Below are 16,717 nucleotides of genomic sequence, written 5' to 3' on the forward strand. Positions count from 1 at the left end.
AAAGGGGTGGGGTCATGAGCGGATCCACGCATATGGAGCGGGAGTTGACGAGCCAGCCGGATACCTGGCGCAGCGCCGCGGAGCTGGCGGCGTCCGGAGTCCCGCTGCCCGCGGCGGGCCGGCGGGTCGCCGTCGTGGGGTGCGGCACCTCGTGGTTCATGGCCCAGTCGTACGCCGCTCTGCGCGAGAAGGCGGGGCTCGGCCTGACGGACGCCTTCGCCGCGTCGGAGGCGCTGCTGGGAGCCGGCCGTGAGTACGACGCGGTGGTGGCCGTCACCCGCTCCGGCACCACCACCGAGGTGCTGCGGCTGCTCCGGGCCGTCAGAGGCCGCATCCCCACGGTCACGGTGCTCGGCGCCCCCGGCACCCCGGCCGAGGAGGTCTCGGACGAGACGGTGCGGCTGCCCTTCGCCGACGAACTCTCCGTGGTGCAGACCCGGTTCGCCACGAGCGCGCTCGCCCTGATGCGCGCACACCTCGGTGAGGATCTCTCGGCTGCGTTCCGGGCGGCCGAGGAGGCGCTCACGGTCCCGGTGCGTCAGGAGTGGGTGGACGCCGAGCAGTTCACTTTCCTGGGCACGGGCTGGACGGTCGGACTGGCCCACGAAGCCGCGTTGAAGATGCGCGAGGCGTCGCAGTCCTGGACGGAGTCCTATCCGGCGATGGAGTACAGGCACGGGCCCATAGCCGTCGCCGCCCCGGGCCGTGTGACGTGGGTTCTCGGCCCCTCGCCGGACGGGCTGGAGGGTGAAGTGGCGCGTACCGGCGCCCAGTTCGTGCACCACGGGCAGCGCGATCCGCTGGCCGAGCTGGTGCTGGTACAGCGGGTGGCGCTGGAACGCGCCCGCGCCCGCGGGCTCGACCCCGACGCCCCGCGCAGCCTCACCCGTTCGGTGATGCTCGACGACGCTTCCTGACCGGCGCCGGAGCCGCCCTCCGAGGCGCCCGGCCTGCCCGCACCGATCCCCGGCAGCCCTCCTCCACAGCGCTCCTCCACAGCACCCGTCCCAGCCCCCGTCCAAGGAAGCCGGAACATGCCCCTCGTCAGCACGGCGTCGATCGTCGACGCGGCCCGAGCGTCGGGAGCCGGCGCGCCGGCCTTCAACGTCCTCCACCTGGAGACCGCGGAGGCCCTCGTCGCGGCGTCCGAGCGCGCCGGCGTGCCGCTCATCCTCCAGATCAGCGAGAACTGCGTGCGGTACCACGGCAGTCTGCTGCCGGTGCTGCGTGCCACGCAGGCGCTCGCCGAGGAGTCCCGGACCGGCATCTCCGTCCACCTGGACCACGTCACCGACGCCGCTCTCGTACGGGAGGGGGTGGAGGCGGGCGTGCGTTCCGTGATGGTCGACGCCTCGGCGCTGCCGTACGAGGAGAACGTGGCGGCCACCGCCGAACTCACGGCCTGGTGCCACGACCGGCAGGTCTACGTGGAGGCGGAACTGGGAGAGGTGGGCGGCAAGGACGGAGTGCACGCGCCCGGAGCCCGTACGGACCCGGAGGAGGCGCTCGCCTTCGTCGGTGCGACGGAAGTTGACGCGCTCGCCGTCGCGGTCGGCTCCTCGCACGCGATGCGCGAGCGGACGGCCGTGCTGGACAAGGAGCTGATCCGTGCGCTGCGGGGGCTGCTGCCCGTCCCCCTCGTGCTGCACGGCTCCTCGGGGGTGCCCGACGAGGAGCTCCGCGCGGCGGTCGCCGCGGGCATGACGAAGATCAACATCTCGACGCATCTCGTGTCCGTCTTCACCGGTGAGGTGCGCCGCGTACTCAGGGAGCAGCCGGAGCTGGTCGACTCCCGGAAGTACGCGGCCCCCGCGCGGGAAGCCGTCTCGAGGGAGGCGGAACGGCTGCTGGGCGAGCTCGGGGTGCCGGCCCGGTGAAGCGTCCCGAGCGGATGAACGCCCTGCTGGAGCTGCTGGGCGAGCGCGGCCGGCTCGACGTCGACGAGGCGGCGACCGCCCTTGAGGTGTCGGTCGCGACGATGCGGCGCGACATGGACGCTCTCGCGGAACAGCAGCTGCTCAAGCGCACCCGCGGCGGAGCGGTCCTCAGCTCGGTGGCCTACGACCTTCCGATCCGCTACAAGGGCGGTCACCACGCGGCGCAGAAGCACGCTGTGGCGGAGGCGGCGGCTCGCAAGGTGTCGCGCGGGGACGTCGTGGGCCTCAGCGGCGGTACGACGACCACGGAGATCGCCCGCGTGCTGGCGACCCGCCCCGAGTTCGCGGACCCGGGTCCCCATCCTCATCTGACGATCGTCACCAACTCCCTCAACATCGCCTACGAGTTGGCCGTCCGCCCGCAGATCAAGATCGTGGTCACGGGCGGGGTCGCACATTCCCGGTCCTTCGAGCTGTCCGGGACGCTCGGCGAACTCGTGCTGAAGCAGCTGACGCTGGACGTGGCCTTCATCGGCGTGAACGGCATCGACCCCCGGTGGGGGGCCACCGTCCACGACGAGGCGGAGGCGACGACGAACCGGCTGATGGCGCAGCGGTCGGCGGAAGCCGTCGCGGTCACCGACTCCTCGAAGCTGGGCAGACGCTGCTTCGCGCATGTCGGCGGCCCTGACGTCTTCGGCCTGCTGATCACGGACGACGGCATGGACGGCGGCGCGCGAGCGGACTTCACGGGCAGCGGCTGGAAGGTGCAGACGGCTTCCCCGTCCGGCGACGGCTGACTCGCTATGGGCACCTGGCCCCCTCGGACTCCCTCGCCGCTGCCACGCGACACCCCAAGTCGCCGCTGCCGCCCGCCCGTTGCAGGTCAGCCGGTCTCCCGCGCGATCAGAGCGTCTGCCACTCCTCGCAACCCGGCCGCCCCGGCGTGCCCCTCGGCGGCCTGGCACCGGCGGCCGCGCCCCGAACACGAGCCCCGTCAGGGCTGTTCGGGCTTGCGGGCCAGCAGGCATGCGTGCGGTCTGTTCACCCGCCCGCCGGGCTGCTGCTCCAGCCTCGCGGTGACGGCGAGTCCGGCCTGCTCCAGCAGACGGGCAACGCGGTCCAGGGGCAGGAGGTAAGACTCGTAGGTCACCGGGCGTCCGTAGCCCCGGGTCGGCTGCAGACGTTCGTCGCCGACGTAGTCCCCCCAGAGCAGGTGTCCGCCGGGTGCGAGCGTGCGGTGGAACTCGGCGAACACCGCCGGCAGCCACTGCGGCGGCGTGTGATGGGTGGAGTACCAGGCCAGGATGCCGCCGAGTTCGCCGTTCGTCGTCCAGCGCGGTCATCGAACCCGTGGTGAACCGCAGATGCGGATAGGCGTGCCGGGCCAGTCCGATCATCTGCGGGGACAGATCGACACCGAAGGCGGAGACCCCCAGCCCGTCCAGGTGCGCCGTCACACGGCCGGGGCCGCATCCGACGTCCGCGACCGGCCTGGGACCGGCCGTCCGCACGAGTTCGGCGAACCCCGCCAGCATCGCGCGCGACAGCGGGTCCAGCGCGGCGGGAGGCGGGACACGTTCGACGTAGTCGGCGGCGACCGTGTCGTACGACTCGCGGACGGCGGCCAGAAAGGAGGGCTCAGTCATGCGTGCCGCGACCCGGGCCGCCGAACTGGCAGGCCGTACGGCGGCGTTGAGCCGGCCGGCACGAATTCCCCGACAGCGTCCCAGCGGTGCAGCCGGGTGCGCCGCTGGGCTCGCGAGCCGCAGTGCGAACGGGAGACGGCATGGCGGCTCCAGGGCGCGGAGAGCACGTGTGCCGCCGAACTCCGCGGCACACGGACGAGTCTCCCGGGCGGCACCGCCCCGCTCAAGGCTGCTTTCCGCCGTACGGGGCCGGCCCCGGCGGCTCTTCCCGCCACGCCTCCAGCGGCACCTCCGCTACACATCCCGCGACGTCACCTCGAGCAGCGCGGCCCTGCACAGCGCGTCCGCTCGCCGCGTCGTCTCCGGCAGCCGGTAGCGCCGGGCGAGGCTCAACGTGTGGGCGTGCGCGGCCCGGAGGCTCACGCGGTGCCCTGCCGAGACGTAGACGGGCTTCACCCCGTCCCGCGTGCGCAGGGCGCTGCCGACCTCTGCCGTGCCGTCCATGAGGGGAGCCGCATCGCCGCGTCGCGGGCCGGGTTCCTCGCTGGTGAAGACGAAGGGGTTCTTCGCGACGCCCATCGTCGGCACCCCCGTGAGCACGCCCAGATGGCTGGCGAGCCCGAACCGGCGCGGATGGGCCCGCCCGTACCCGTCGCAGACCAGCAGGTCCGGCTCGCGCCCCGACTGCTCGCGCAGCCTGACGAGCGCCTCCATCAGGGCCGGCACTTCGCGGAAGGCCAGCAGCCCGGGCACGTAGGGGAATGCGACCCGGCCGAACGCGGTCGCGCCGGCGATGACGTCGAGGGAGTCCGCGTCGAGAGCCACGGCCGCAGCGGCGACGACGTCGCGTGCGTCGTCGTAGGCGACGTCGAGCCCGGCGACGACGGTGCCGGACGCGCCGGGGGCCGGGCTGTGGTCCGTCTCGTCCACACGCCGGCGCAACTCGTCCTGTACGGCGAGCGCCTCGGCCTCGGTTCGCGGCCAGTCCCCGGGAGGCGAAGGGATCTCCATGAGGGCGTCACGCTACAGCAGCGGCGTCCCGCGGCTGCCTGCCGTGCTCCGTCTCCACCGCCGTCGCGCCGGCGGCGCAACGAGCGGACCTTCACCTTCCGCTAACGCCCTACTTGACACCCGTAGTGCCAGAATGCGCGTCATGGAGCGATCTTCACCAGCAGCGACGGACGGCGGCGCGGCATGCCCGGCGGACCCGGACGGCGCGGACAGCCGTGCCGCGACGGCCGCCGGGCCCGGTCCGGAGGCCGTCGAGGCAGTACGTTCCGCGTCCGAACTGCCCGGCATGGAGCATGCGTGGACCACGCTCGGCGGTGACGCCGCCCTTCTCGAACGGGTCTCCTGCCGTGTGCGCCCCGGGCTGCTGCCCGCCCGGCTGCCCGTTCTCGGACTCGCCCGCGCGACGGTCGCGGCGTGCTCCCTCGCCGCCGCGGAGCTCTCGGCCCTGCGCGCGGGGAACTCCTCCTCCGGGGCCGCGGCCGCCTCCCGCGTCCCGTCCGTACAGGTGGACGACGGTGCCGTGGCGACGGCCTTCACGAGCGAGCGCCACCTGCGCACGGACGGCCACGCCCCCGCCGGCTTCGCGCCCCTCTCCCGCTTCTGGCCCACAGCTGACGGCTGGCTGCGCACCCACGCCAACTATCCGCACCACCGTGCCCGCATGCTCTCCGCCCTCGGCGTCAGCGAGACCGGCCGGGACGAGGGCGCACTCGCGGAAGCGGTCACCTCCGAACTGGCGCAGCGCGCCGCCACGGAGGTGGAGGAACGCGTCCACGCCGCGGGGGGCCTGGCCGTCGCGGTCCGTTCGGCAGCGGAATGGGCGGAGCATCCGCAGGGTGCGGAGGCCGCCCGGCGTCCGCTGCTCAACACGGCCCGGATGGACCAGGCGCCGCCGCTCCCCCTGCCGGGGGCGTTCGGGCACAGGCCCCTGCACTCGGTGCGGGTGCTCGACCTCACGCGCGTCATCGCCGGTCCCGTCGCCACCCGCACGCTGGCCCTGCTCGGCGCCGACGTGCTCCGCATCGACGCGCCGCAGCTGCCCGAGCAGCCCGAAGCCCACGCGGACACCGGCATGGGGAAGCGCTCGGCGCTGCTGGACCTCTCGTCCCGTGCGGGGCAGGCCGCCTTCGAGGAGCTGCTGCAGAAGGCGCATGTGGTGATCACCGGGTACCGCCCGGGCGCACTCGACCGGTTCGGACTCGCCCCCGAGTCCCTCGCGGACAGGAGGCCCGGCATCGTCGTCGGGCAGTTGAGCGCCTGGGGCCCGCACGGGCCGTGGCGCAGGCGGCGCGGCTTCGACAGCCTGGTGCAGACGGCGAGCGGCATCGCGTTCGTGGAGCGCCGGCCCGGCCCCGGCGGCGAGGACGCCCCCGGCGTCCTGCCCGCCCAAGCGCTGGACCACGGCACCGGCTACCTGCTGGCCGCGGCGGTGCTGCGGTCGCTGACGGAGCAGCGCCGCGGCCGGGCCGGTTCGGTGCTCGTACGGGCGGCTCTGACGCAGACCGCGCAGTGGCTGCTCGGCGGGCTGAGTTCACAGCCGGACGGCCCGCGGCCGCCCGCATCGGAGCCGGCACCGCCGGCTGACGGCTCCCCTGGCAGCGCACCGTACGATCCGTCGCCCTGGCTGAACGAGACGCGCAGTCCGCTGGGACGGCTGCGGTACGCCCTTCCGCCTCTCGCGTACGACGGCGGCCCGTCCGACTGGTCCCGCCCGCCGGGGGCGCTCGGCGCCGACCCCGTCGCCTGGTGGTGAGCGGGGTCCCCGAATGATCCGGGGCTGACTAGGCTGCGGCCATGACCAGCCGTATGACCACCGGGCTCGCCGTCCTCGACGCCGGCGAGCTGACGGCCGGTGCTGAACCGGAGCCCCGGTTCGTGGAGTCGGCTCACCGGATCCTTGCCGATCTGGTGGGTGGCGGTGCCGCCCTGGGCTGGGTGGAGCCGCCCTCGCGGGACGACGTGGCGGAGCTCCTCGCCCATGTCGTCTCCGCGGTGCGGGATGGGGACGCCGCTCTGCGCGCCGCCTATCTCGACGGCCGGCTGGCCGGGCTGGGGTACTGGCTGCGCTACTCGCGACCGACCCATCGTCCGCACGCGGATCTGGAGAAGCTCGCGGTGGACGCCTCTGCCCACGGAAGTGGCGTCGGCAGGGCGCTGACCACTGCCCTGATCGCTGACGCGCGGCAGGCGGGGATCGAGGTCCTCACCCTGGACGCACGCGGGGACAACGCCGCCGCCCTGGGGCTCTACCGGTCGCTGGGCTTCACCGAGTACGGCCGCCTGCCCGGCTTCGTCGCCGTGGGCGAACTCCGCTACGACAAGGTCTTCTGCATGCTGGATCTCCGTCGGACCCGTCAGGACTGACGGCAGGCAGCTCAAGAGCAGCGGCGGCCGGCGGATTCGGCGTCGCCTGCCCCCTGCCCGTACGCGGACGCGGAACCGGGCCCGTGCTCGCAGAGCGCTTGCCGGTGCTGCTCGGGCCTGTCCGGCAAACGGCGCCGTCCGCCGCACACGGTGCTCGCGCCGGACGGCGCGCGCAGCCCCAAGACGGAGGATCGCCCTCGTCGTGGGCTGCACGGCCGATGCGACAACGCCGGGGCACCTCCCGTGAAAGCGGGGAAGGATGCGCGTGCCGGCCCTCGCGGGCAAGGCGAGATGTGCCGGTCAGGACCTGCTAGAGGGACTTGCCCTCGTCGCCGCCGTGCGTCCCGCCGTGCGAGCCGTGGGCTCCGGAGCCGCCGTGGCCCCAGCCGCCCGCGGCTCCGTGCGGCTTGTCGATCTCGGGCCGCCGGACGCGCTCGCCGCTCTCCTCCTCGCCGCGGCGCTCGAGTTCGCGCTGTGCACGGCGCTCGTCGCGGAGCTGCTTCTTCTCCTCGCGCGGCAGCTTCTTCACGACGCCGACGCCGCCCATGACGGTGAAGCCCGTGATCACCACGCGGGGCGCGTCGGGGTCCCCCGCCACCGACCCTGACGCGTCGAAACCGCCCATGACGCCGATACCGCGCACCTCGACCCCGAGCCCCGGCGGGACGGTCACGCTCATGCCGCCCATCAGGGCGAAGCAGCGGATCACCACCTCGCGGTCCTCGAAGCGGGCGTCCCGCAGGTCGATCTCGCCGCCGCCCATGATGCCGAGAGCGGTGAAGACGCGCGGGACCGTCCACTGCCCCTTGCGTCCGAAGCCGCCCATGACGCCCACGCCCCAACGGGACGTCGCCGCACCGCCGATCCGCTCCGTCCAGCGGCGCCGTCTGCCCGTCGAGGGGGCGGGCTCGGAACCTCCGCCCTCGAACCCGCTCACGGCACTGTCTCCGGACGGGTGCTGCGGCAGGTCCCGTACGAGCGGGACCAACTCGCCCCGTGTGCGGGCCGCGTAGGCGCTGTCGAGCCGCTCCTGGAACTCCTCGAGCCCGAGCCGTCCCTCGGCCAGCGCGTCGCGCAGCACCTCGGCGATGCGCTCTCGCTCGGCGTCGGAGGCGCGCATCTCCGGCAGGTCGTCGGTCATACGGTCACCCTAGTACGCGGCCGGGTCACTGGACCGAGGCCAGCAGCCACTCGGCCAGCGCGACGGCGCCGAAACCCAGTACGAGCACTCCGCTGGCGACCCGGGTCCGGCCGCGCTGGCTGAGCCCGATGGCGGTGCCGGAGAGGATCAGCGCGATCCCGTAGAAGCCGACGGTCAGCACGGAGGGCGCGCTGACCAGGCGGACGAAGAGCGCCACCGCCACGGCGGCCATCACGACGCCGGAGACGACGATGCGGACCCTGCGGGCCTGGCGTGGCGTCAGGCCCGGGCGCGGCCGCTCCCCCTCCGCGTCCTCCGGGCCGGCGGCTTCGGCGGCACTCGCGGCGGCGGGGCTTGCGGCGACGGCACTCGCGGCGGCGTCCGCCCCGTCGTGCTTCTCCGCGCCGTCCGCGTCGTGATCTTCCTTCGCCTCGCGCGCCGGGTGCGCGTCGCCCGCGCCGTCCGGCTCGCCTGCCGCCTCCGGTCCCACCGGCCCGTCTGCCCCCTCCGGCCCCTCAGGCCCCTCCGGTATCTCCACGTCGTCACGTTCCCCCGCGCCGCCGTGCACCGCCGCCGCACCCGTCCCGTTCCCGTCGCCCGGCCCGCCCTCGGGAGCCGCCTCCTCCGGGTGCGCGGCATCCGGGGCCGCGCCGTCCGGTCGGGGCTTCTCGCCTCCGTCGCCGCCACCGGGGGCCCCGGAGGCGGGCGGCTTCTCGTCGGTCGTCGGGCTTGTGTTGGCTTCCGGCATGTCGGGAGGTTATCGGCACCCGGTACCGCCTGTCGCCGCAGGTCCTCAACCGTGCGGCGGACAGGCGCGGTTACCGGTGTGCGGGCGGGCCCGTCCGGCGGGAGATCACTTGCGTGTCCACTCGCGCAGCTCGGCGCGGGTGTCGAACTTGGCGAGGTTCGTGTCGATGGGGTCGTCGGTGTACTGGTGGAAACGCCAGGGGTGCTTGATCCCCGGCTTGCCGGGCTTGCCGTTGTAGTGGGCTATCCACAGGCCGTCCCCCGCGAACGACGTGGTGTCGTGGTTGAGCCAGAAATTGGTGTTGCAGTACAGCAGCACCCGGGTGTTCGGCCGCTTCTCCTGGACGTACTTGATCCACGAGTCCTTCTCGGCGTTGCTGACGGCCGAGTCCTCCCAGTCCAGGACGAGCATGTCGCCGCGCACCAGGTTGATCTTGGACATGAAGTAGTCGGCCTGCGCCTTCATGCTCCCGGAGCGCGCGAAGTGGTAGAAGCCCGTGACGAGTTCGGCGTCGCGTGCGGTCTGCCGCTGGTCCACCCACTTGGGGTTCGTGTACGAGGTGCCCTCCGTGATCTTGATGAAGACGAAGTCGAGCCCTTTCGTGCTGTAGTCGGAAGGTTGGTATGACGAGACATCGACACCCTTGATCACTGTGGACTCCTTCTGCCGCGTGGCGCGTTCGATTACGCCCTGTGTGCCTCCCGTACCCGTAGCACGGCGTCCCGTATCCCCAACAGACCGTGATGCGCCGGGGATGCGCGGACGGAACCGATGCGCGGGACACTGGGAAGCGCGCCCCGCACGCCGGGGGCGCACCGGGCGGGCGATCGGCTCCGGACGCACGGCCCCGGCGCGTCGTCGCGGGCTCCCCGCCGGGCAGGAGCGGAGGATCGGGGCGGGGACGGCCGGGCCGGGCAGAGCGCGCGGCGGCGGACGCCCCGACGGAACGAACCCAAGGACGACAGGAGACCGGCACCATGGCGACGACACGCACCGCGAGCACCGTGTGGAGCGGAGACCTCAAGAGCGGCTCGGGCGAGACCGCGTTCGAATCCTCCGGCATCGGGAAGCAGGCCGTGACGTGGGCGTCCCGCGCGGAGGAGCCCGGCGGGAAGACGAGCCCGGAGGAGCTGATCGCGGCCGCGCACTCCAGCTGCTTCTCGATGGCGCTGTCGAACGGGCTCACGTCGGCGGGCACCCCGCCCACACGTCTGACGACGAAGGCCGAGGTGGCCTTCCAGCCAGGCACCGGCATCACGGGCATCCACCTGACGGTGCGGGGTGAGGTCGCGGGCGTCGACGAGGCCGCCTTCACCGCCGCCGCCGAGGAGGCGAAGGCCAACTGCCCGGTCTCCCAGGCCCTTTCGGGCACCACGATCACCCTGACCGCCAACCTGGCCTGAGCGGAGGGGACATGCCCGAACTGCCCGAGGTCGAAGCCCTGCGCGACTTCCTGCACGAGCGTCTGACCGGGCGCGAGGTGCGGCGGGTCGTGCCGGTGGCGGTGAGCGTGCTCAAGACGTACGACCCCGGGCCGGACGCGCTGGAGGGCCGCACCGTCACCGGCGTGCAGCGGCACGGCAAGTTCCTCGACCTGGACGCCGACGGCCTCCATCTGGTCGTCCACCTCGCCCGGGCCGGCTGGCTGCGCTGGCGGGACGCCCTGCCGGCGCAGCCGCCCCGCCCGGGCAAGGGGCCCCTCGCCCTGAGGCTCTGGCTCGCCGCGGAGCCCGCGGCCGGCAGGGGCGGGGATGCGGAGACGGAGGGCTTCGACCTCACCGAGGCGGGCACACGCAAGCGCCTCGCCGTGTACTGCGTGCACGATCCGGGCGAGGTGCCGGGCATCGCACGTCTCGGGCCCGATCCGCTCGCGGACGAGTTCACCCCCGAGGTCTTCGCGGAGCTGCTGCGCGGCAAGCGGCAGCGGCTGAAGGGGCTGCTGCGGGACCAGGGCGTCGTCGCCGGCATCGGCAACGCCTACTCGGACGAGATCCTGCACGCCGCACGGATGTCACCGTTCAAGATCGCCGCGGAGATGTCCGAGGACGAGATCGCCGCGCTCTACGAGGCGCTCCGCGCCACTCTGAGTGACGCCGTGGAGCGTTCCCGCGGCGTGGCCGCGGGCGAGCTGAAGGCGGAGAAGAAGACCGGTCTGCGGGTGCACGGCCGCAAGGGTCAGCCGTGCCCGGTGTGCGGCGACACCGTCCGCGAGGTCTCCTTCAGCGACAGCGCGCTGCAGTACTGCCCCACCTGCCAGACGGGCGGAAAGCCCCTCGCCGACCGCCGGATGTCCCGGCTGCTGAAGTGAACCGGGTCCTCGCTACCGCCTGCCGAGGGGGGCGTATAGCGTGTCGGGGACATTCCCACGAGAAGCGGCACGAGGGGCAGGAATGACGGGCGAGGAAGTCGAGGAGTACGCGAAGAACCTCGCGCAGATGGCCCGTGACCTGCTCGCGCAGGACTCCGTCCAGAAGACGCTGGACCGGATCGTCGAGCACGCCGTCTCCCTCATCGACGGCTGCGAGGCCGCCGGGATCATGGCCGTCCAGAACGGCAGCATCCAGACGCTCGCCGCCACGAGCGACGTGGTCCGCGCCTCGGACCGCATACAGGGCGACGTGGGCGAGGGCCCGTGCTTCGACGCGGCGCGCGTGCCCCAGGAGGTCTACCGGATCGCCGACATGACGGAGACGGTCGAGCGCTGGCCCCGTTACGCCCCCGAGGCACGGAAACTGGGCGTCGGCAGCATGATGGGCTTCCTGCTCTACACCGAGGAGGACAACCTCGGCGCCCTCGACATCTACTCGTCCCGTCCCAACGCCTTCTCCAAGGCGTCGGAGGACATCGGCTGGATGCTCGCCTCCCACGCAGCCGTCGCCTTCTCCAGCGCGCGTACGCACGCGCAGCTCCACGCGGCCATGGAGTCGCGGCACAGCATCGGTGAGGCGATCGGCATCGTCATGGAGCGCTACAAGCTGGACGAGGACCAGGCGTTCGCCGTGCTGCGGAAGAGCTCGCAGGACCGGAACGTCAAGCTGCGCGAGATCGTGCGGACGGTCACCGAGACCGGCGAGATCCCCGGGGCCCGCTGAGCCCCGGAGACGTTCGCCCGCGTCAACTCCTCCTGGTACGGGAGCGGTTGCGGCCTCGTTTCGTCGTGGTGCTCCGGTACCCGAAGGGCCCGGGAAGGTCCATCGACGTGGTGCGGCGGCCCGTCGAACTGACCGTGTGCCGGGGGCCGTTCCCGCTGCCGGTCGTGACGGACCACGACTTGCGGTTGATGTTCAGACGTACACCCGGCAGGATCCGGAAGCTCTTCCGGAAGGTCAGGCCCATGATCGGCTCCTCAAGTCGCTGCGGACACAACTTCGTTGCCCGCACGGTTACCCCCGCGGCGGCGGAAGACTCATCGGCCGTCCGGGTAGCTCCCCGGCGGTACCCGCGGGGGGGGGGGGGAGCGGACCGGCGCCCGCGCGCGTCGCGCCGCGGACGCGTCAGAGTTCCTGCCGCATCTCGCCGCCCTCCGGCTCGTCCTCCGTGCGGAAGACCAGCCGGTCGTCGTCGACGTCGACCAGCAACCGTGTGTGCGGCTTGAGTTCACCGCCCAGCAGCATCCGGGAGAGCTGGTTGTCCACCTCGCGCTGGATGGTGCGGCGCAGCGGACGCGCCCCGTACTCGGGCTGGTAGCCGCGCCTGACGAGCCAGTCGACGGACGCGGGCGAGAAGTCCACGGCGAGGTCCTGCGCGTGGACGCGGTGCCGGGTCTCGTCGAGCATCATGTCGGTGATCTTGCGCAGCTCCTCGTCGGAGAGCCGGCGGAAGATCACGATCTCGTCGATGCGGTTGAGGAACTCCGGACGGAAGTGCTCCCGCAGCGGGCGCAGCACCCGCTCCCTGCGGGCGTCCTCCTCGTCCTCCTCGTCGCCGGTGCCGAATCCCAGCACCGCGCCGCGGCCCGAGACGGCCTCGGAGCCGAGGTTGCTCGTCATCACGATGACCGTGTTGGTGAAGTCGACGGTGCGTCCCTGCGAGTCCGTGAGCCGGCCGTCGTCGAGCACCTGGAGCAGGATGTTGAAGACGTCCGGGTGCGCCTTCTCGACCTCGTCGAGGAGCAGCAGCGAGTAGGGGTTGCGGCGCACGGTCTCCGTGAGCTGTCCCGCGTCCTCGTGGCCGACGTAACCCGGCGGGGCGCCCACGAGCCGGCTGACGGTGTGCCGCTCCTGGTACTCGCTCATGTCGAGGCGCACCATGCGGTCGTCGGTTCCGAACAGCGACTCGGCCAGCGCGCGGGCGAGTTCGGTCTTGCCCACCCCGGTCGGGCCGAGGAAGAGGAAGCTGCCGATGGGGCGTGCGGGGCTCGACAGCCCCGCACGGGACCGGAGCACCGCGTCGGCGACGGCGGCGACGGCCTCGTCCTGGCCGATGACGCGCTCGCGCAGCCGCTCCTCCATGCCCAGCAGCCGCTCCCGCTCCTCCTGGGTGAGGTTGCTGACGGGGATGCCGGTCTGCCGGGAGACGATGTCGGCGATGTCCTCCACCGTGACTTCGGCGATGCGGCCGTTGGGCTGGTGCTTGCGCTCGTCCTGGTCGATGCGCGCCTTCAGTTCGGCGAGCCGGTCGCGCAGCTGCTGGGCACGCTCGTAGTCCTCCGCGGCGACGGCCTGGTCCTTGTCGCGGGCGACCTGCTCGGCCTCGCGTTCGAGGGCGCGCACGTCGGTGCCGCGGGTCGCGGTGCGCAGCCGCACTCTGGCGCCGGCCTGGTCGATGAGGTCGATGGCCTTGTCGGGGAGGAACCGCCCGGTCAGGTAGCGGTCCGACAGTTCGACGGCCGCGATCAGGGCCTCCCCGGTGTAGCGGACCTGGTGGTGCGCCTCGTAGCGGTCGCGCAGGCCGCGCAGGATCTCCACGGCGTCGCTCTCCGCGGGTTCCGGGACGAGGACGGGCTGGAACCGGCGTGCCAGCGCCGCGTCCTTCTCGATGTGACGCCGGTGCTCCTCCAGCGTCGTCGCGCCGATGACGTGCAGCTCCCCGCGGGCGAGCGGCGGCTTCAGCATCTGGCTGGCGTCCATCGAGCCGCCCTCCGTACCGCCGCCGCCGGCACCGACGACGTTGTGCAGCTCGTCGATGAAGACGACCAGCTCCTCCGAGCGGGAGCGGATCTCGTCGATGATGCCGGTGAGCCGCTCCTCGAAGTCGCCGCGGTAGCGGGTGCCGGCGACGAGGCTGGAGACGTCGAGCTGGACGACGCGGCGCCCCAGCAGGTTGCCCGGCACGTCGCCGTCGGCGATGCGCTGCGCCAGTCCCTCGACGATCGCGGTCTTCCCCACGCCGGCCTCACCGATGAGTACGGGGTTGTTCTTGCCGCGCCGGGCGAGGATCTCGATCGTCTGCTCGATCTCCTCGTCCCGGCCGATGACGGGGTCTATCCGCCCGTCGTGGGCCATCTCCGTCAGGTCCGTGCCGTACTTGTCGAGGTTGGGGGTGTCGCTGCGCCCCTGCCCCGCCATGGCGCCGCGGGCGGGCGGACCCTCCGGTCCGCCGGCGGAACCCGGGTAGCCGCCGGGGCCCTGCGGCCCGGACCCGGGGAACGTGCCGCTGGAGGAGGCCGAACGGGGGTCGAAGTGCGCGGCGTTGAGGATCTGCCCGGCCGTCGAGTCGCGGTTGGCGGCCAGGGCGATGAGGACGTGCTCGCTGCCGATGTAGGACGCGCCCCGCGCGCGGGCGATGTCGTGGGCGTCCAGCAGCGCGCGCTTCACGGCCGGACTCACGGAGATCGACTTGCGGGGCGAGCCCTCGCCGACGTTCCTGTCGATCTCCTCGGTGAGCGCCGCCGCGTCCGCGCCCGCCCTGGAGATCATCGTGCGGGTCGGTTCGGTCGTGAGGGCGGCGCGCAGCAGATGCTCGGTGTCCAGGTCGCTGCTGCCGTGCTGCGCCGCGTACGAGGCAGCTTCGGAGACGAGCTGCCGGGCCGGTTCGCTCATCAGCCGCAGGAAGTCGTAGTAGCGGGGGTCCCGCCTTCCGCTGCCCGGGGAGGCGGCGCTGCCCAGGAAGCGTGCGATGAACTCTCCGAACGGGTCCCTGCCGAAGTCCTCGGGACCCATGTACCCGCCGGTCATAGGTGTCCGTCCCGCTGACCCGGGCTCTGCCGGGCCACGCTGTGTCGGCTGCAAGAGGCTCCCGGGCCGGGGTTCCCCCGTACGGCGTCGCGACACGTGCCCCGGGGACGCGGGCGGGGGCGCCCGTACGCCCTGGGCGGGCGGGACGAGGGGCGCGGAGGGACGGGTGGACCGGCGGCCGGGGCTCAGCGGTCATCGGGCCCCGGAGACGCGGCGGCGGTGGGATCATGGAGACGCCGGGTCGTGCGGCGGCCCGGCGGGAAAACCACTCGCGCCCGGCGCCGCGGTCGTGCTCAATGTCGGACGGGGACAACCGACAGCGCTGCCGGCCGGGGCTCGCGCTCCGCCAGAAGGAAGGCACACCCGATGCGAGGCTCTCCGTTAGGGCGTGCCGTCCCGCTCTCCGGGAACCGTCCCGCGCGGCCGGGCACGGTGCGCCGCACGACGGCGGAGCGTCGCTCTCGCGCGGCGGCCCCGCGTACCCGGGGCAGTGCCCGGACGGCGGCCGCGGCACACCGGGGCGCCACGCCCCGTGCGGGGAGTCCGCGGCGATCCCGGCGCGAGCGCGGGGCCCGGCGCGTCGAGCCGTGCCCCCACCGCTCAGGCGGACCGGGTGCCCCTCCCCCGGCCCGCCCCTCGGCCCGCGGCCCGCCGGGGCGCACGAGAGTCCTGAACGAAGCAATCCAGCCGATGTGTTCGCGTCAGTGGACAGTCAGAGGACAGGGAGTACGACATGGCGGACAGCAAGGACGAGCAGACCCCGGACATGAAGCAGAAGTTCCGTGAGGCGCTCGACCGGAAGAACCAGCGCGCCAAGAAGGGCGTACCTCACGAGGACTTCACGATGAACGTGCACGCCACGAGGCCCGACGGGCGCAAGCGCCAGTTCCGCCGCAAGACGGGCTGACCCGCGGGGCCGGCCGCTGGACGGCCGGTCCGCGCGCCTCCGGGCTGCCGCCGCTTCCCGCACCTCCGGAAGCGGCGGCTTCGTACTGCCGGAGAGCTACCCGGCCTGCCCCGTCAGGGCCGCGACGTGGCTCTGGATCTTCTCGGCGATGGCTCGCGGGCGGCTGCCGAGGTAGAAGTGCCCACCGGGGAAGGTCTCCAACTCGAAGGCACCGCTGGTGTGTTCGCTCCAGGCGCGGACGTCCTCCACAGGCGCCTTGAGGTCGCTGTCCCCCACCATCGCGACGACGGGGCACTTCAGCGGCGGACCGGGCCGGTATCGGTAGGTCTCGGCCGCCTTGTAGTCGGCGCGGAGGCCGGGCAGCACCATGCGGCGGATGTCCGGGTCGTCGAGGAGGGAGGCGTCCGTCCCGTCGAGAGCCCTGATCTCGGCCAGGAAGTCGTCGTCGTTCTTGAGGTGGATCCCCTCGTCCCGGTGCCGCGAGGGCGCACGCCGCCCCGAGACGAACAGCGCCACGGGCACGAGCCCCTTGTCCTCCATGCGCCGCGCCACCTCGAAGGCGACGGAGGCGCCCATGCTGTGGCCGAAGAGCACCATGGGGAGGCCGGTCAGCGGCCACAGCGAGGCGAAGGCCCTGTCGGCCGTTTCGCGGACGTCGTCGAGGCACTTCTCCCGCAGCCTGTCCTGCCGCCCCGGGTACTGCACGGCGACGACGTCGGCCTTGCGCGCGAGGGCCTGCGAGAGGGGATGGAAGAAGCTGGCCGAACCGCCGGCGTGCGGCATGCAGACGAGCCGGAACGGAGCGTTCGGCGCCGGGTGGTAGCGCCGTATCCAGGGGTCTGCGGTACCTGCGGCGGTGGTCATGGCCGGTTCCTCTCGGACGGGTGGGCGGGGGCACGCTCCG

The 16,717-nt window shown here is 73.0% G+C and carries 16 protein-coding genes and 1 pseudogene; 9 read left to right on the forward strand and 8 right to left on the reverse strand.

The genetic code is table 11. The features are described from left to right. Nucleotides 1–14: 14 nt before the first annotated feature. The 3 genes from H181DRAFT_RS13495 to H181DRAFT_RS13505 all read left to right on the forward strand — a co-directional run bounded on the left by H181DRAFT_RS13495 (nucleotide 15) and on the right by H181DRAFT_RS13505 (nucleotide 2,677). A complete protein-coding gene (locus H181DRAFT_RS13495) occupies nucleotides 15–917 on the forward strand; it encodes an SIS domain-containing protein (protein ID WP_045864620.1) in 903 nt (300 codons plus the stop codon). Between the two features lie 117 nt (nucleotides 918–1,034). After that, nucleotides 1,035–1,877 carry a class II fructose-bisphosphate aldolase gene (locus tag H181DRAFT_RS13500; RefSeq protein WP_045864621.1) on the forward strand — a complete coding sequence of 281 codons (843 nt, stop codon included), beginning with the start codon at nucleotides 1,035–1,037 and terminating at the stop codon, nucleotides 1,875–1,877. Next, entirely contained in the window at nucleotides 1,874–2,677 is an 804-nt protein-coding gene (locus H181DRAFT_RS13505; RefSeq protein ID WP_045864622.1) for a DeoR/GlpR family DNA-binding transcription regulator, read from the forward strand. Before H181DRAFT_RS13500 ends, H181DRAFT_RS13505 begins: the two co-directional genes overlap by 4 nt. 197 nt (nucleotides 2,678–2,874) lie before the next feature. Here H181DRAFT_RS13505 and H181DRAFT_RS13510 read toward each other — a convergent pair. Beyond that, nucleotides 2,875–3,526, reverse strand: a pseudogene (locus H181DRAFT_RS13510) (class I SAM-dependent methyltransferase). Between the two features lie 294 nt (nucleotides 3,527–3,820). Beyond that, nucleotides 3,821–4,537, reverse strand: a complete 717-nt coding sequence (locus H181DRAFT_RS13515; RefSeq protein ID WP_045864623.1) for an endonuclease V — start codon at nucleotides 4,535–4,537, stop codon at nucleotides 3,821–3,823. 286 nt (nucleotides 4,538–4,823) lie between these two features. Between H181DRAFT_RS13515 and H181DRAFT_RS13520 the strand changes: the two genes are divergently transcribed. Continuing rightward, complete coding sequence (locus H181DRAFT_RS13520; protein WP_045864792.1) at nucleotides 4,824–6,290, forward strand: CoA transferase; 1,467 nt, start codon at nucleotides 4,824–4,826, stop codon at nucleotides 6,288–6,290. 41 nt (nucleotides 6,291–6,331) lie between these two features. Then, entirely contained in the window at nucleotides 6,332–6,901 is a 570-nt protein-coding gene (locus H181DRAFT_RS13525; RefSeq protein ID WP_045864624.1) for a GNAT family N-acetyltransferase, read from the forward strand. A gap of 310 nt (nucleotides 6,902–7,211) precedes the next feature. Here H181DRAFT_RS13525 and H181DRAFT_RS13530 read toward each other — a convergent pair whose 3' ends face one another. The 3 genes from H181DRAFT_RS13530 to H181DRAFT_RS13540 form a co-directional block, all read right to left on the reverse strand. Next, nucleotides 7,212–8,042: a DUF1707 SHOCT-like domain-containing protein gene (locus H181DRAFT_RS13530; protein WP_074467846.1), complete on the reverse strand. Its 831-nt coding sequence runs from the start codon at nucleotides 8,040–8,042 to the stop codon at nucleotides 7,212–7,214. Between the two features lie 25 nt (nucleotides 8,043–8,067). Further along, on the reverse strand, nucleotides 8,068–8,790 hold the full coding sequence (locus H181DRAFT_RS29930; protein WP_254666830.1) for a hypothetical protein: 723 nt from the start codon (nucleotides 8,788–8,790) through the stop codon (nucleotides 8,068–8,070). Between the two features lie 105 nt (nucleotides 8,791–8,895). Next, nucleotides 8,896–9,441: a glycoside hydrolase family 25 protein gene (locus H181DRAFT_RS13540; RefSeq protein ID WP_045864625.1), complete on the reverse strand. Its 546-nt coding sequence runs from the start codon at nucleotides 9,439–9,441 to the stop codon at nucleotides 8,896–8,898. Nucleotides 9,442–9,767: 326 nt separating this feature from the next. Between H181DRAFT_RS13540 and H181DRAFT_RS13545 the strand changes: the two genes are divergently transcribed. From H181DRAFT_RS13545 to H181DRAFT_RS13555, 3 genes are all read left to right on the forward strand, one after another. Beyond that, nucleotides 9,768–10,193 carry an OsmC family peroxiredoxin gene (locus H181DRAFT_RS13545; protein ID WP_045864626.1) on the forward strand — a complete coding sequence of 142 codons (426 nt, stop codon included), beginning with the start codon at nucleotides 9,768–9,770 and terminating at the stop codon, nucleotides 10,191–10,193. 11 nt (nucleotides 10,194–10,204) lie between these two features. Further along, a complete protein-coding gene (locus H181DRAFT_RS13550; RefSeq protein ID WP_045864627.1) occupies nucleotides 10,205–11,098 on the forward strand; it encodes an Fpg/Nei family DNA glycosylase in 894 nt (297 codons plus the stop codon). Nucleotides 11,099–11,180: 82 nt separating this feature from the next. Continuing rightward, nucleotides 11,181–11,882: a GAF and ANTAR domain-containing protein gene (locus tag H181DRAFT_RS13555; protein ID WP_045864628.1), complete on the forward strand. Its 702-nt coding sequence runs from the start codon at nucleotides 11,181–11,183 to the stop codon at nucleotides 11,880–11,882. A gap of 22 nt (nucleotides 11,883–11,904) precedes the next feature. Here the strand turns inward: H181DRAFT_RS13555 and H181DRAFT_RS13560 are convergent, their stop codons facing one another. Further along, the gene (locus tag H181DRAFT_RS13560) at nucleotides 11,905–12,126 is read right to left on the reverse strand and encodes a DUF4236 domain-containing protein (RefSeq protein WP_045864629.1); all 222 of its coding nucleotides are present in this window, start codon (nucleotides 12,124–12,126) and stop codon (nucleotides 11,905–11,907) included. Between the two features lie 158 nt (nucleotides 12,127–12,284). Beyond that, nucleotides 12,285–14,906: an ATP-dependent Clp protease ATP-binding subunit gene (locus tag H181DRAFT_RS13565; protein ID WP_052708577.1), complete on the reverse strand. Its 2,622-nt coding sequence runs from the start codon at nucleotides 14,904–14,906 to the stop codon at nucleotides 12,285–12,287. 733 nt (nucleotides 14,907–15,639) lie between these two features. On the opposite strand from H181DRAFT_RS13565, the gene H181DRAFT_RS29440 reads away from it, so the two are divergent. Further along, complete coding sequence (locus H181DRAFT_RS29440) at nucleotides 15,640–15,813, forward strand: DUF5302 domain-containing protein (RefSeq protein ID WP_158715436.1); 174 nt, start codon at nucleotides 15,640–15,642, stop codon at nucleotides 15,811–15,813. Between the two features lie 96 nt (nucleotides 15,814–15,909). Here the strand turns inward: H181DRAFT_RS29440 and H181DRAFT_RS13570 are convergent, their stop codons facing one another. Continuing rightward, nucleotides 15,910–16,677 (reverse strand): thioesterase II family protein, encoded by a 768-nt coding sequence (locus H181DRAFT_RS13570; RefSeq protein WP_045864630.1) that lies wholly within the window; start codon nucleotides 16,675–16,677, stop codon nucleotides 15,910–15,912. Nucleotides 16,678–16,717 lie beyond the last annotated feature (40 nt).

It is taken from the genome of Streptomyces sp. WMMB 714, from assembly GCF_900090125.1.
GTDB classification, from domain to species: Bacteria; Actinomycetota; Actinomycetes; order Streptomycetales; family Streptomycetaceae; genus Streptomyces; species Streptomyces daqingensis.

Bases quoted from the DNA above. Each gene is read 5' to 3' on its own strand.
- H181DRAFT_RS13565 (WP_052708577.1), bottom strand. From the start codon at position 14,906: ATGACCGGCGGGTACATGGGTCCCGAGGACTTCGGCAGGGACCCGTTC.
- H181DRAFT_RS13500 (WP_045864621.1), top strand. From the start codon at position 1,035: ATGCCCCTCGTCAGCACGGCGTCGATCGTCGACGCGGCCCGAGCGTCG.
- H181DRAFT_RS29440 (WP_158715436.1), top strand. From the start codon at position 15,640: ATGGCGGACAGCAAGGACGAGCAGACCCCGGACATGAAGCAGAAGTTC.
- H181DRAFT_RS13550 (WP_045864627.1), top strand. From the start codon at position 10,205: ATGCCCGAACTGCCCGAGGTCGAAGCCCTGCGCGACTTCCTGCACGAG.
- H181DRAFT_RS13495 (WP_045864620.1), top strand. From the start codon at position 15: ATGAGCGGATCCACGCATATGGAGCGGGAGTTGACGAGCCAGCCGGAT.
- H181DRAFT_RS13555 (WP_045864628.1), top strand. From the start codon at position 11,181: ATGACGGGCGAGGAAGTCGAGGAGTACGCGAAGAACCTCGCGCAGATG.
- H181DRAFT_RS13525 (WP_045864624.1), top strand. From the start codon at position 6,332: ATGACCAGCCGTATGACCACCGGGCTCGCCGTCCTCGACGCCGGCGAG.
- H181DRAFT_RS13520 (WP_045864792.1), top strand. From the start codon at position 4,824: ATGGAGCATGCGTGGACCACGCTCGGCGGTGACGCCGCCCTTCTCGAA.
- H181DRAFT_RS13545 (WP_045864626.1), top strand. From the start codon at position 9,768: ATGGCGACGACACGCACCGCGAGCACCGTGTGGAGCGGAGACCTCAAG.
- H181DRAFT_RS29930 (WP_254666830.1), bottom strand. From the start codon at position 8,790: ATGCCGGAAGCCAACACAAGCCCGACGACCGACGAGAAGCCGCCCGCC.
- H181DRAFT_RS13560 (WP_045864629.1), bottom strand. From the start codon at position 12,126: ATGGGCCTGACCTTCCGGAAGAGCTTCCGGATCCTGCCGGGTGTACGT.
- H181DRAFT_RS13530 (WP_074467846.1), bottom strand. From the start codon at position 8,042: ATGACCGACGACCTGCCGGAGATGCGCGCCTCCGACGCCGAGCGAGAG.
- H181DRAFT_RS13515 (WP_045864623.1), bottom strand. From the start codon at position 4,537: ATGGAGATCCCTTCGCCTCCCGGGGACTGGCCGCGAACCGAGGCCGAG.
- H181DRAFT_RS13570 (WP_045864630.1), bottom strand. From the start codon at position 16,677: ATGACCACCGCCGCAGGTACCGCAGACCCCTGGATACGGCGCTACCAC.